The sequence below is a fragment of the Streptomyces sp. SudanB182_2057 genome (genome assembly GCF_964272715.1).
Classification (GTDB): Bacteria; Actinomycetota; Actinomycetes; order Streptomycetales; family Streptomycetaceae; genus Streptomyces; species Streptomyces rubradiris.
The window spans coordinates 2,401,017-2,414,891 of the sequence record NZ_OZ186798.1 but is presented as its reverse complement, the minus strand read 5'-3'; the positions used below and the strand labels follow the sequence as shown (position 1 = coordinate 2,414,891).

Annotated in this window: 11 protein-coding genes; 8 read left to right on the top strand and 3 right to left on the bottom strand. The window is 70.2% G+C overall.

Going from position 1 to position 13,875, the window contains the following annotated elements:
- Positions 1–141 precede the first annotated feature (141 nt).
- On the top strand, positions 142–2,118 hold the full coding sequence (locus ACSURM_RS10190; RefSeq protein ID WP_436954689.1) for an ATP-dependent DNA helicase: 1,977 nt from the start codon (positions 142–144) through the stop codon (positions 2,116–2,118).
- A gap of 141 nt (positions 2,119–2,259) precedes the next feature.
- Here the strand turns inward: ACSURM_RS10190 and lexA are convergent, their stop codons facing one another.
- On the bottom strand, positions 2,260–3,039 hold the full coding sequence (gene lexA / locus ACSURM_RS10185) for a transcriptional repressor LexA (protein WP_381555916.1): 780 nt from the start codon (positions 3,037–3,039) through the stop codon (positions 2,260–2,262).
- 562 nt (positions 3,040–3,601) lie between these two features.
- On the opposite strand from lexA, the gene nrdR reads away from it, so the two are divergent.
- The gene (gene nrdR / locus ACSURM_RS10180) at positions 3,602–4,150 is read left to right on the top strand and encodes a transcriptional regulator NrdR (RefSeq protein WP_436954688.1); all 549 of its coding nucleotides are present in this window, start codon (positions 3,602–3,604) and stop codon (positions 4,148–4,150) included.
- A 165-nt stretch (positions 4,151–4,315) separates the two neighbouring features.
- Entirely contained in the window at positions 4,316–7,207 is a 2,892-nt protein-coding gene (locus ACSURM_RS10175) for a vitamin B12-dependent ribonucleotide reductase (RefSeq protein ID WP_436954687.1), read from the top strand.
- Between the two features lie 70 nt (positions 7,208–7,277).
- Here the strand turns inward: ACSURM_RS10175 and ACSURM_RS10170 are convergent, their stop codons facing one another.
- Positions 7,278–7,811, bottom strand: a complete 534-nt coding sequence (locus ACSURM_RS10170; RefSeq protein WP_436954686.1) for a TerD family protein — start codon at positions 7,809–7,811, stop codon at positions 7,278–7,280.
- Positions 7,812–7,959: 148 nt separating this feature from the next.
- On the opposite strand from ACSURM_RS10170, the gene ACSURM_RS10165 reads away from it, so the two are divergent.
- The 3 genes from ACSURM_RS10165 to ACSURM_RS10155 all read left to right on the top strand — a co-directional run bounded on the left by ACSURM_RS10165 (position 7,960) and on the right by ACSURM_RS10155 (position 10,285).
- Positions 7,960–8,565, top strand: coding sequence for a YdbC family protein (locus ACSURM_RS10165; protein ID WP_436954685.1), 606 nt, complete (start codon positions 7,960–7,962; stop codon positions 8,563–8,565).
- 142 nt (positions 8,566–8,707) lie between these two features.
- Positions 8,708–9,367: a histidine phosphatase family protein gene (locus tag ACSURM_RS10160; RefSeq protein ID WP_436954684.1), complete on the top strand. Its 660-nt coding sequence runs from the start codon at positions 8,708–8,710 to the stop codon at positions 9,365–9,367.
- Between the two features lie 12 nt (positions 9,368–9,379).
- A complete protein-coding gene (locus ACSURM_RS10155) occupies positions 9,380–10,285 on the top strand; it encodes an ADP-ribosylglycohydrolase family protein (RefSeq protein WP_436954683.1) in 906 nt (301 codons plus the stop codon).
- A 385-nt stretch (positions 10,286–10,670) separates the two neighbouring features.
- Here the strand turns inward: ACSURM_RS10155 and ACSURM_RS10150 are convergent, their stop codons facing one another.
- Complete coding sequence (locus ACSURM_RS10150; protein ID WP_436954682.1) at positions 10,671–12,221, bottom strand: MFS transporter; 1,551 nt, start codon at positions 12,219–12,221, stop codon at positions 10,671–10,673.
- A gap of 181 nt (positions 12,222–12,402) precedes the next feature.
- Between ACSURM_RS10150 and ACSURM_RS10145 the strand changes: the two genes are divergently transcribed.
- On the top strand, positions 12,403–13,026 hold the full coding sequence (locus ACSURM_RS10145) for a TetR/AcrR family transcriptional regulator (RefSeq protein WP_436954681.1): 624 nt from the start codon (positions 12,403–12,405) through the stop codon (positions 13,024–13,026).
- 81 nt (positions 13,027–13,107) lie between these two features.
- On the top strand, positions 13,108–13,809 hold the full coding sequence (locus ACSURM_RS10140) for a ribonuclease HII (RefSeq protein WP_436954680.1): 702 nt from the start codon (positions 13,108–13,110) through the stop codon (positions 13,807–13,809).
- Positions 13,810–13,875 lie beyond the last annotated feature (66 nt).

Sequence of the window (13,875 nt, the reverse complement as noted above, 5' to 3'; positions counted from 1 at the left end):
CCGCCGTCTGTGGAGGAGCCGCCCGTCCGCCCCTCGTCTCAGCCGCCCCGACCCCACCCCAGGAGCCCCGGCCGTGATCCTGCCCGCCGTCCCCGTCACCGCCCCCCGTTTGTCAGTGCGGGGCCGTAGGGTGGTCAGGCTATGACGAAGCCCTCCCTCTCCGAACTCCTGCATGCCGCCGTCGCCGCCGTCGGCGGCACGGAGCGCCCCGGCCAGGTGACCATGGCCGAAGCGGTCGCCGAGGCGATCGACGACGGATCCCACCTGCTGGTCCAGGCCGGTACCGGCACCGGTAAGTCGCTGGGCTATCTCGTGCCCGCGCTCGCGCACGGAGAGAGAGTGATCGTCGCGACGGCCACGCTCGCCCTGCAACGCCAGCTCGTGGAGCGGGACCTGCCGCGCACGGTCGACGCCCTGCACCCGCTGCTGCGCCGCCGCCCCGAGTTCGCCATGCTCAAGGGCCGGTCGAACTACCTGTGCCTGCACCGCCTGCACGAGGGCATGCCGCAGGAAGAGGAAGAGGGCCTGTTCGACCAGTTCGAGGCGGCCGCGCCCACCAGCAAACTGGGGCAGGACCTGCTGCGGCTGCGGGACTGGGCGGACGAGACCGAGGACGGCGACCGGGACGACCTCACCCCCGGCGTCTCGGACCGCGCCTGGGCCCAGGTGTCGGTGTCCTCACGGGAATGCCTGGGCGCGTCGAAGTGCGCGTACGGCGCGGAGTGCTTCGCGGAGATGGCCCGGGAGCGGGCGAAGCTCGCCGAGGTCGTGGTCACCAACCACGCCCTGCTGGCCATCGACGCCATCGAGGGCGCCCCGGTGCTGCCGCAGCACGAGGTACTGATCGTGGACGAGGCGCACGAACTGGTCTCCCGCGTCACCGGCGTCGCCACCGGCGAACTCACCCCCGGCCAGGTCAACCGCGCCGTGCGCCGCGCCGCCAAACTGGTCAACGAGAAGGCCGCCGACCAGCTCCAGACCGCCGCCGAGGGCTTCGAGCGGCTCATGGAACTCGCTCTTCCCGGCCGTCTGGAGGAGATCCCGGAGGACCTCGGCTACGCCCTGATGCAGCTGCGGGACGCGGCCCGCACGGTGATCTCGGCCATCGGCGCGACCCGCGACAAGTCAGTCCAGGACGAGGACGCGGTCCGCAAGCAGGCGCTGGCCTCCGTGGAGACGGTCCACGACGTGGCGGAACGGGTCCTGAACGGCTCGGAGTGGGACGTCGTCTGGTACGAGCGGCACGACCGGTTCGGCGCCTCCCTGCGGGTCGCCCCCATGTCGGTCTCCGGCCTGCTCAGGGAGAAGCTCTTCGCCGACCGGTCCGTCGTCCTCACCTCGGCGACGCTCAAGCTGGGCGGCGACTTCAACGGCGTCGGCGCCTCCCTGGGACTCGGCCCGGAGGGCACCCAGAGTGAGGACCTGCCGCAGTGGAAGGGCATCGACGTCGGCTCGCCGTTCGACTACCGCAAGCAGGGCATCCTGTACGTCGCCAAGCACCTGGCGCGCCCCGCGCGTGACGGTGAGCGCGCCGACATGCTGGACGAGCTGACCGAGCTGATCCAGGCGGCCGGCGGGCGCACCCTCGGCCTGTTCTCGTCCATGCGGGCCGCCCAGCTCGCGGCGGAGGAGCTGCGCTCCCGCATCCCTGAGTTCCCGATCCTGCTCCAGGGCGAGGAGACGCTCGGCGAGCTGATCAAGAACTTCGCCGCCGACCCCAAGACCTGTCTCTTCGGCACGCTGTCGCTCTGGCAGGGCGTCGACGTCCCGGGCCCCAGCTGTCAGCTGGTCGTCATGGACAAGATCCCGTTCCCGCGCCCCGACGATCCGCTGATGAGCGCGCGCCAGAAGGCGGTGGAGGACGCGGGCGGCAACGGCTTCATGGCGGTCGCGGCCACCCACGCGGCGCTGCTCATGGCGCAGGGCGCCGGCCGCCTCGTCCGGGCCTCCGGGGACCGGGGCGTGGTCGCCGTACTGGACCAGCGGCTGGCGACCGCCCGCTACGGCGGTTTCCTCAAGGCGTCACTGCCGGACTTCTGGTACACCACGGACCGTAATCAGGTCCGCAGGTCGCTCGCGGCGATCGACGCGGCGGCGAAGGAGGCGGAGGGGAAGTGACCGGGGTGGCCGGTCCGCGGCCACCGCATGGCAGGCGGCGCCCGGCGACGGCCTGGAGAAAGGGCAGGGCCCCGGAACCGGCGCAGGGGTTCCGGGGCCCGGTCAGGGAGTGAGCCGGGTGGGGCTCGGTGTCCGCGGCGGTCAGACGCGCCGCAGCACGGCGACGACCTTGCCCAGGATGGTCGCGTCGTCGCCGGGGATCGGCTCATAGGCCGCGTTGTGGGGGAGGAGCCAGACGTGGCCGTCCTCGCGCTTGAAGCGCTTGACGGTGGCCTCGCCGTCGAGCATGGCGGCCACGATGTCGCCGTTCTCGGCGACCGGCTGGCGGCGCACGGTGACCCAGTCGCCGTCGCAGATCGCGGCCTCGATCATGGAGTCGCCGACGACCTTGAGGACGAAGAGTTCGCCGTCACCGACGAGCTGGCGGGGGAGCGGGAAGACGTCCTCGACGGACTCCTCCGCGAGGATGGGGCCACCGGCGGCGATGCGGCCGACGAGCGGGACGTACGACGCGGCGGGCTTGCCGGCGGTGTCCGTGGGCTGCACGGTGACCGTCTGGTCCGATCCGCGGACCTCGTAGGCGCGCGGGCGGTGGGGGTCGCGGCGCAGGAAGCCCTTGCGCTCCAGTGCCATCAGCTGGTGGGCGACGGAGGAGGTGCTGGAGAGGCCGACGGCCTGACCGATCTCCCGCATCGACGGCGGGTAGCCGCGCCTCTGCACGGAGTCCCTGATGACCTCGATCACCCGGCGCTGCCGGTCGGTGAGTCCGGAGCTGTCCGCCCGGATGCCTGGAGGTCGGCCCGGCAGGGAGCGCTTGTGTCCCTCGGGATTCGTGGCTTCGTTCATCGCGTGTACCGGCTCGACTCGGCCCTGGGAGCGGTCCTGGGCGGTGATGGTGGCACTGTCTGCGGTGGTGGTCACGGCGGCCCCTCTCGATGGTCTCCCTGCTGCACAACGGTAGTTGCTTTCGAAAGGTTGCGCCAAACACACGTTCGAGTGAAAAAGTGCGTTTCGCCTGACGTAATCAGGTGTCCGGGTGTATAGCTGGCGCGACACTCGACGGACAAAAGCGCCCATTGTTGTACTCTTCACCGCTGGAGTCGCTCGCCTCGTGCGCGGCGCCCCCAGTCTGCCATCCGGAATGTCGCAGTCCGGTATCCGGGGCCCTTTCCGTGCGGCCGCGCCACAGGCGCTCCCCGCGGCGCCCACCGTATCCCCATGAGCGCGCGGTGGTGCGCCCGCGCGCTCGCGCGTCCCCGCGGGCCGCCGCCGGCCTCCCGGGGTGCCGTTCCGGCGCGACACGCGTGTCTGCCTTGGTGAATGAGCCAATCCCCACATGTAGTGGTTGGATGGCTACAGCGGCCCACAAGTTGTGGTCCCCCCGGTCGGAGACGGCTCACCGATCGCCTATGCTTAGGGCTGCTTCGCGAGGCCTGTGTGTCCAGCGAGGCTGACGAGTCTGCTGTGAGGAGGGTTGGAGAACATGCACTGCCCCTTCTGCAGGCACCCCGACAGCCGCGTGGTCGACAGCCGTACGACCGACGACGGCACGTCCATCCGCAGGCGCCGCCAGTGCCCTGACTGCTCCCGTCGTTTCACGACCGTGGAGACGTGCTCGCTCATGGTGGTGAAGCGGTCCGGAGTCACCGAACCGTTCAGCCGTACCAAGGTCATCAACGGCGTGCGCAAGGCGTGCCAGGGACGGCCGGTCACCGAGGACGCGCTCGCCCAGCTCGGGCAGCGGGTCGAGGAGGCGGTGCGCGCGACCGGAAGTGCCGAGCTGACCACCCACGACGTGGGACTGGCCATACTCGGCCCCTTGCAGGAGCTGGACCTCGTCGCCTATCTGCGGTTCGCCTCCGTCTACCGGGCGTTCGATTCGCTCGAGGACTTCGAGGCCGCCATCGCGGAGCTGAGGCAGGCGACGCGCCCCGCCGCGGACGAGGAAGACGCCGGCGCGGGGAGCCAGGAAGACCATCGCGGGCCGGCCGGGACCACGCAGGTTCCCGAGCCCGCGCACGCCGCCGACTGACCGGCGGACCGGAATCCGGACGGAGAACCGGGTTCCGGCCGCAACGGCGGTGAACGAAGACCTGTCGCGGGCGTTGGCTGAGGGTGCCCGCGACGCAAGACGGAAACATGTGCCCACGGGAACAACGGGGGCATTTCAGGGCGTTTTCGCCCGTAGGGAGGCGGCATGACAGAGACGGCGAGCGGTCCGGCACGAGGTTCCCGCGCCAAGGGAGCCAAGGGCAGCAAGGGACTGCGCATCGAGCGCATCCACACCACCCCCGGCGTGCACCCGTACGACGAGGTGGCGTGGGAGCGCCGTGACGTCGTCATGACCAACTGGCGCGACGGCTCGGTGAACTTCGAGCAGCGTGGCGTCGAGTTCCCCGACTTCTGGTCGGTGAACGCGGTCAACATCGTCACCAGCAAGTACTTCCGTGGTGCCGTCGGCACCCCGCAGCGCGAGACCAGCCTCAAGCAGCTGATCGACCGCATCGTGAAGACGTACCGGAAGGCCGGTGAGGACCACAAGTACTTCGCTTCGCCCGCCGACGCCGAGATCTTCGAGCACGAGCTGGCGTACGCCCTCCTGCACCAGATCTTCAGCTTCAACAGCCCCGTCTGGTTCAACGTCGGCACCAAGCAGCCCCAGCAGGTCTCGGCCTGCTTCATCCTGTCCGTCGACGACTCCATGGAGTCGATCCTCGACTGGTACAAGGAAGAGGGCATGATCTTCAAGGGCGGCTCCGGCGCCGGCCTGAACCTCTCCCGGATCCGTTCCTCCAAGGAACTGCTCTCCTCCGGCGGCAACGCCTCCGGCCCGGTCTCCTTCATGCGCGGCGCCGACGCCTCCGCCGGCACCATCAAGTCCGGCGGTGCCACCCGCCGCGCCGCCAAGATGGTCGTGCTCGACGTCGACCACCCCGACATCGAGGACTTCATCGAGACCAAGGTCAAGGAAGAGGAGAAGATCCGCGTCCTGCGCGACGCGGGCTTCGACATGGACCTGGGCGGCGACGACATCACGTCCGTCCAGTACCAGAACGCCAACAACTCGGTCCGTGTGAACGACGAGTTCATGAAGGCGGTCGAGGAGGGCGGCCGGTTCGGCCTGCGTGCCCGCATGACCGGTGAGGTCATCGAGGAGGTCGACGCCAAGGGGCTCTTCCGCAAGATCGCCGAGGCCGCGTGGGCCTGCGCCGACCCGGGCATCCAGTACGACGACACGATCAACAACTGGCACACCTGCCCCGAGTCCGGCCGGATCACCGCGTCGAACCCGTGCAGCGAGTACATGCACCTGGACAACACGTCCTGCAACCTGGCCTCGCTGAACCTGATGAAGTTCCTGAAGGACGACGGCAAGGGCGACCAGTCCTTCGAGGCCGAGCGCTTCCAGAAGGTCGTCGAGCTGGTCATCACCGCGATGGACATCTCGATCTGCTTCGCGGACTTCCCGACCCAGAAGATCGGCGAGAACACCCGCGCCTTCCGCCAGCTCGGCATCGGCTACGCCAACCTCGGCGCCCTGCTGATGGCCACCGGCCACGCCTACGACTCCGACGGCGGCCGCTCCCTGGCCGGCGCCATCACCTCGCTGATGACGGGTACGGCCTACCGCCGCTCCGCCGAGCTGGCCGAGGTCGTCGGCACCTACGACGGCTACGCCCGCAACGCCGACGCCCACAAGCGCGTCATGAAGCAGCACTCCGACGCCAACGCCACGGCCGTGCGCATGGACGACCTGGACACCCCGGTCTGGGCCGCCGCCACGGAGGCATGGCAGGACGTGCTGCGGCTCGGCGAGAAGAACGGCTTCCGCAACTCCCAGGCGTCCGTCCTCGCGCCGACCGGCACCATCGGCCTCGCGATGTCCTGCGACACCACCGGTGTCGAGCCCGACCTGGCGCTGGTGAAGTTCAAGAAGCTCGTCGGCGGCGGCTCGATGCAGATCGTCAACGGCACCGTCCCGCAGGCCCTGCGCCGCCTGGGCTACCAGGAGGAGCAGATCGAGGCGATCGTCGCCCACATCGCCGAGCACGGCAATGTGATCGACGCCCCCGGTCTCAAGCAGGAGCACTACGAGGTCTTCGACTGCGCCATGGGCGAGCGCGCCATCTCCCCGATGGGCCACGTCCGCATGATGGCCGCGATCCAGCCGTGGATCTCCGGCGCCATCTCCAAGACGGTCAACATGCCGGAGACGGCGACCGTCGAGGAGGTCGAGGAGATCTACTTCGAGGCCTGGAAGCTGGGCGTCAAGGCGCTCGCGATCTACCGCGACAACTGCAAGGTCGGCCAGCCGCTCTCCGCCAAGAAGAAGGAGACGGCGGACGAGAAGAAGGCCGAGGAGCCCGCGGCCGTCGAGACCAAGGTCGAGAAGGTCGTCGAGTACCGTCCGGTCCGCAAGCGCCTCCCGAAGGGACGTCCCGGCATCACCACGTCCTTCACCGTCGGCGGCGCCGAGGGTTACATGACGGCCAACTCCTACCCGGACGACGGCCTGGGCGAGGTCTTCCTGAAGATGTCCAAGCAGGGCTCCACCCTCGCGGGCATGATGGACGCCTTCTCCATCGCCGTCTCCGTCGGCCTCCAGTACGGCGTGCCCCTGGAGACGTACGTCTCGAAGTTCACCAACATGCGCTTCGAGCCGGCCGGCATGACGGACGACCCGGACGTGCGGATGGCGCAGTCGATCGTCGACTACATCTTCCGCCGCCTGGCGCTGGACTTCCTGCCCTTCGAGACCCGCTCCGCGCTCGGCATCCACTCCGCCGAGGAGCGCCAGCGGCACCTGGAGACCGGCTCCTACGAGCCGGCCGAGGACGAGGTGGACGTCGAGGGCCTGGCTCAGTCGGCGCCGCGCGCCCAGGAGCTGAAGGCGGTCGCCACGCCGAAGGCCGAGAGCGAGGCGGCCAAGCCCGCCCCGAAGCAGGCCCACACCAGCGCCGAGCTGGTGGAGATGCAGCTGGGCATCCAGGCCGACGCCCCGCTGTGCTTCTCCTGCGGTACGAAGATGCAGCGGGCCGGCTCCTGCTACATCTGCGAGGGCTGCGGCTCGACCAGCGGCTGCAGCTGATGACACGCCGTCCGTGAGGTAAGGGGCGCCGGCCATGGCCGGCGCCCCTTACCCGTGTGCGCTGAGGACGTCAGGGCCGGCGTGCCCGGCCCATGACCCGGGTGAAGGTCGCCGGGTCCCCGTCGAAGCCGTGCAGGCCCGGGTGGAAGGTCCACTCGCCGGAGTCGTCCCGGACGAACTCGGCGAGCGCGGCGGCCGTCGCCCCGGCCACCGAGCCGAAGCCGTCCTCCGCGAGCACGGTGTAGCCCTCACGGATACGGAGGGCGGGGTTCAGCACGTCGGCGAACGTCGTGTGCCCGTACCGCTGTTGGATGACGGCGCCCACCACCACGCGCACGTAGCGGCCGTCGAGGCGGTCCAGTTCGAGCGTCATGACCTCGTCCCAGCCGAACCCCTTGCCGTCCGTGCTGTCGCGGTTGAGGGTGATCGTGCCGTCCGGTGAGCGGCTGTCGAAGTGCACCAGATAGGCCGGATCCCCGTACGCGTCACCGGAGACGAAGGTCGCGGCGATGATGTCGAGGTCGGTCGGCGAGTGGCCCGCCGGGCTGGGGTCCCACTTGAGCGCGACCTCGACCTTGCGGATTCCCTTGCTGAAGCCGGTCACCGGGCTTCCCCCTTCCGCTGTGGTTCGACCCCAACTTCACTGCGGCCGGGGTTTGTTGTCCATCGTGCCATGTACGGGGGGCCGTACGCGCGGGCGATCTCCACGAAGACGTGACCGACGCCACGTCCGGTGGCCGTACGATGGCGCGGTGCTGGTCAAGTGGATTCGCTGCACCGTGGTGGACCGCCGGGGTTTCGAGCGGGGGCAGCGGAAATGGGCGGGGCTTCCCGGGGAGCCGGGTTTCCGGGGGCAGGGCGGGGGCTGGAGCCGGCAGCGGCCGGGGGTGGCGCACCTCTTCGCCTTCTGGGAGAGCCGTGCCTTCTACGACTCCTTCATGGCCCGCTCCCACGACCGGCTGGCCGCCGCCCAGTCCGGCACCTTCAAGGACGCCCAGGTCAAGCTGTTCGAGTACCGCTTCGATGTGAAGACCGGATTCGAGCCCCGCTTCACCGACGCCGATCTGATCCGGGTGGCCCTGTGCACGGTCCGCGAGGAGCGCGTGGAGCACTTCACGCTCATGCAGGAGAAGGTCTGGAACCCCGCCATGGCCGGCTCGCCCGGCATGATCCGCGGCATGTTCGCCGAGGCGCCCGAGCACGAGTTCCTGATCCTGTCGATGTGGCGCGCGGCGGCCGAGCACGGCAAGTACCGCACCGAGCGCGTGGAGCGCCTCGCCCTGCGCGCCCAGACCGAGGCGGACATCGCGGCGCTCTCCGGCGACCTCGTGGATCTGGAACCGTCCTGGACGGTCTGAGGCGCGTGCCGGTCCGCAAAGCGAATGCGGCAGCCGTGGGCGGTCCCGTCACGGCGGCCCGGGACGCCGGATTCGTGTGACCTACGCCGTATGGAGCCCGTACGAGTGCTCGACGCGTCGCCGTACCCTCTAGGGTTTCGGCATGGCACGACCACGGCGCATCGTCCTTGTCCGGCACGGCGAGTCAACGGGCAACGTCGACGACTCCGTGTACGAGCGCGAACCCGACCACGCCCTCGCGCTGACCGAGCGCGGCCGGCGGCAGGCGGAGGAGACCGGCGAACGGCTCCGCGAGCTCTTCGGCCGGGAGCGGGTCAGCGTGTACGTCTCCCCGTACCGCCGGACCCACGAGACACTCAGCGCCTTCCGCCTGGACCCCGGCCTGATACGCGTCCGGGAGGAGCCCCGGCTGCGCGAGCAGGACTGGGGCAACTGGCAGGACCGCGACGACGTGCGCCTGCAGAAGGCGTACCGGGACGCCTACGGGCACTTCTTCTTCCGGTTCCCGCAGGGCGAGTCCGGCGCGGATGTGTACGACCGGGTCGGCGGCTTCCTGGAGAGCCTGTTCCGCAGCTTCGAGGCCCCCGACCACCCGCCGAACGTCCTCCTGGTGACCCACGGGCTCGCCATGCGGCTGTTCTGCATGCGCTGGTTCCACTGGACGGTCGCGGAATTCGAGTCGCTGTCCAATCCGGGGAACGCCGAGATGCGGATGCTCGTTCTCGGAGAGGACGGCAGGTACACACTCGACCGGCCCTTCGAAAGCTGGCGCGAGCCGGTGCCGCAGTGGGTCACCGGATAAAGTGGCAGGGCGATGACCGCTGACTCCTCTTCCCCCGGGCGCCTGGAGCGCGCCCTGACGAGCCTGCGCGGACTGGCCGTGGGAGACGCCCTGGGCTCCCAGTTCTTCGTCCCCGCGCACTATCCCCTGCTCAAGCGGCGCGAGCTGCCCGCAGGCACCTGGCAGTGGACGGACGACACCGAGATGGCCTGCTCGGTGGTCGCCGTCCTCGCCGCCCACCACCGCATCGACCAGGACGCCCTCGCCCGCTCCTTCGCCGAGCACCACGACTTCGACCGCGGCTACGGCCCCGCGGTCAACCGGCTGCTGCGCCTGGTCCGGGAGGGCGATGACTGGCGCCGGCTGGCCGCCGGGCTCTTCAACGGCCAGGGGTCCTGGGGCAACGGCGCGGCGATGCGGATCGCGCCCCTGGGCGCGTGGTACGCGGACGATCCGGAGCAGGCGACCCACCAGGCGGAGATCTCGGCCTACACCACCCACCAGCACCGGGAGGCCGTGGTCGGCGCCATGGCCGTGGCCGCCGCGGCGGCGTTCGCCGGTTCCCCGGACGGCCCGCCCGCCCCCGAGGCCCTGCTCGACGGTGTCATCGCGCTGGTGCCGAAGAGCGCGGTCGGCCAGGGCCTCCGCCGGGCCCGGGACATGCTCGACTACGACGACGCGGTCACCGTGGCGGCCGTCCTGGGCTGCGGACGCCGTACGACCGCCCATGACACCGTCCCCTTCGCCCTCTGGTCCGCCGCCCGGTCCCTCGGCGACTTCACGTCGGCGTTCTGGACCACCGCCCAGGTCGGCGGGGACGTGGACACCACCTGCGCGATCGTGGGCGGGGTGCTCGCCGCGGGCAAGGCGGGGAGACCGCCCGCCGAGTGGGCCGAGCGCACCGAGGCCCTGCCGGACTGGGTGCCCACGGGGGCCTGACGGCCAGTGCCGCCGCGCGAGCCCGGACGGCCCGGCGCCACGCACCGAAACTCTCCGTTCCCGGTGGGAACTCTCCGTGACCAACGCTCGTTGTCCCGATATCCGCTGCCCGCCGCGTCCGGTGCCGGGACGTCCGGCGGGGCCGCGAGCGTGAGAGGGACGGAGGGGAGGAGCGATGTCATTCGGTACGCGGGTGCTGTCGGCGGTGCCGCCGACGCGGGGCCGGGGAGCGGTTCGGGCGCTGCTTTCCGCCCTGGTCCGGGCCCTGCTTAGGGTCCTCTCGTGCGCTCTGCCGGGCGTGGTCTCGCCGGCCGGATCTCCGCGAGGGCCGTCTGTGGCCCGGCAGGGGTCCGGCCGGCCGCGGCATCGCGCGGCGCGTACCGGTTCAGCCCATGTGCGGGCCCGCCGTGCCCGCGAGGGAGTCGAGGTCGCTCTTGCGGACCCGCAGCACCAGCCAGGCGGTGACGAAGGCGAGTACGGCCATCGCGGCGGCCGGGATGAAGGCCGTGGAGATGCCATGGGCGAGCACCTCGTTCCCCCACGGCGCGGGCATCTCGTGCGTCTTGGCGAACTCCGCCTTCTGCTCCGGCGAGGCATCGGCGAGGAACCGGGGGAGCTGCTCCTTCCCCTCGTCGGTGGCGGCCGACCCGAAGACGGTCGTCAGGATCGACAGCCCGAGCGAACCACCGACCTGCTGCATGGCGTTGAGCAGTCCGGAGGCGGCGCCCGCCTCGTGCGGGGCCACGCCGGACACGGCGGTGACGGTGGCCGTCACGAAGGTCAGGCCCATGCCGAAGCCGAACACCAGCATCGGCCCCAGCACCCCGCTCGCATAGGTGCTACCGGGCTCGATGAAGGTCTGCCAGCCCAGCCCGACCGCCACCAGCGCCGCGCCGGCCATCATGAACGGCTTGGGGCCGAGCACCGGAAGGAAGCGCTGCGACAACCCCGCGCCGATCGCGATCGCGGCCGTCACCGGAAGGAACGCGATACCCGCCTTGGTGGCGCTGTAGCCGAGTACGTTCTGCACGAACAGCACGATGTAGAAGAACATGCCGAACATCGCCGCGGCCAGGCTCAGCATGATCACGTACGTGCCCCAGCGGTTCCGGTCCGCGAACATCCGCAGCGGGGTGATCGGCTCCTTCGCCCGCGTCTCGATGAAGACGAAGGCGAGCAGCAGCACCACGGCCGCGGCGAAGGAGCCGATCGTGAGCCCGTCCCGCCAGCCCTTCTCCGCGGCGCGGATGAACCCGTACACCAGCGAGGCCATGCCGACCGTGGAGGTGAGCGCGCCGGCGAGGTCGAAGCGGCCCGGGTGGCGCTCGGACTCGTTGATGTACAACGGCGCGAGCGCCGCGATCAGTACGCCGATGGGGACGTTGACGAACAGTACCCACCGCCAGTCGAGCCAGTCGGTGAGCATGCCGCCCGCGAGCAGGCCGATGGCACCGCCGCCCGCGGAGACGGCGGCGAACACACCGAAGGCCCGGTTGCGTTCCGGGCCTTCGGGGAAGGTGGTCGTTATCAGCGCCAGCGCCGTGGGGGACGCTATCGCGCCGCCCACACCCTGGAGGGCTCGCGCGGCCAGCAGTTGCCAGGGCTCCTGGGCCAGGCCGCCCAGCAGCGAGGCGAAGGTGAACAGCAGGATGCCGGTCATGAACACCCGGCGGCGGCCGAGGATGTCACCGGCGCGCGCACCGAGCAGCAGCAGGCCGCCGAAGGTGAGCGTGTAGGCGCTGACCACCCATGTCAGATCGGTCGTGCTGAAGCTGAGGGCTTCCTGAATGTGCGGGAGCGCGATATTCACAATCGTCGCGTCGAGTACCACCATGAGCTGACTGGCCGCGATGACGGTGAGTGCGATGCCGGGGTGCCCTCCCCGACGGGCCGCGCCCGATTTCTGATCGTCCGTGAGGAGCTGAGAGGTCGTCACTATGGGTCCCCCATACAGGCGTTAGTGAACGCTCGCGTTCACTGTCGCGTCCACCGTAGTGAGTCCCCGACAGTGAACGCAAGCGTTCACTTAAGCGCGCGTCGCGCCCGCGTCCCCGTTGCTGCGGCGTGGCGTCACTGCCCCGGAATCACCGCTCACCTCGCATGCAGGAGAAACACAGATGGTTACCTCGCGCTGTTCGGCCGCGCCCACCGGAACGGCTTCCCCCCGCCGGCGCGGTGCGGTACTGGAGCGGGCGATCCTCGACGCCGCCCTGGAGCAGCTCAGCACGGTCGGCTGGAAGGGGCTGACCATGGAAGGCGTCGCGGCCGGCGCCCACACCGGCAAGGCGGCGGTCTACCGCCGCTGGCCCTCCAAGGAGGACCTGGTCGCGGACGCCCTGGTGTCCGGACTGCCCCGGGTGGAGCGGGCCCCGGACCTGGGCAGCGTGCGCGAGGACCTGCTCACCCTGTGCCGTGAGGTACGGCGGATCATGTACTCCCGACCCGGCGCCGCCCTGCGCTCGGTCATTCACGAATGCGATCAGGTGCAGGCCGAGCGCTTCGAGGGGGTGATCCTCGGCAGCGTGGTCGAGCCGACCGTCAAGCTGGTGCGCGAGGTCATCGTCCGTGGAATAGAGCGGGGAGAGGTCCGGGAGGACGCGGCCAACGGCTATGTCTTCGACGCCATCCCGGCCATGATGATGTACCGGTCGAAGATGTGCGCCAGCGAATGGAACGACCGGGATCTCGAAGGGATGGTCGACCAGCTGATGCTTCCGCTGCTGCGGCCCTACGGGGCCTGACGTCCTCTTCCGGCGCCCTTCGCGCCCCTCGGGAGACCGGGGTGTCGCGCGCCGGTTCCGGCGGCGTACGCTAAGGGCGCCATGCCGTACGAACCGCCTACCCACGCCGTCGAGCGCTCCCTGCGCGCCACGACCGGAGCGAAGGTCATTGCCGGTGTCGACGAGGTGGGGCGCGGCGCCTGGGCCGGCCCCGTCACGGTCTGCGCGGCGATCACCGGACTGCGCCGCCCGCCCGCGGGCCTGACCGACTCCAAGCTGCTCACGCTCAAGCGGCGCACGGAACTCGCCGAGATCCTGCGGACATGGGTGACGGCCTATGCCCTGGGGCATGCTTCCCCCGAGGAGATCGACGACCTGGGGATGACGGCCGCGCTGCGGCTGGCCGCGATCCGCGCCCTGGATGCCCTGCCGGTCCGCCCCGACGCCGTGATCCTCGACGGGAAGCACGACTACCTCGGCGCTCCCTGGAAGGTCCGCACGGTGATCAAGGGCGATCAGTCGTGTGTGGCCGTAGCGGCGGCGTCGGTGATCGCCAAGGTTCAGCGCGACAAAATGATGGCCGAACTGGGTGTCGACCATGCACACTTCGGATTTGCGGACAACGCCGGGTATCCGTCGCCCGTGCACAAGGCCGCGCTGGCGGAGCGGGGGCCCACCCCGCACCACCGTTTGTCGTGGGCGTATCTTGATGCGTTGCCTCAGTGGCGGCACCTCAAGAAGGTCCGCAACTGGGCGGACGGAAGCGTTCCGGAAATTGAGGGTCAGCTCGGCTTCGATTTCTGACGGTTCCGATCGCACTGATGTGCCACCCGGTCATCCGCGCCGCACCAACGTTTGATAAAAATCAGC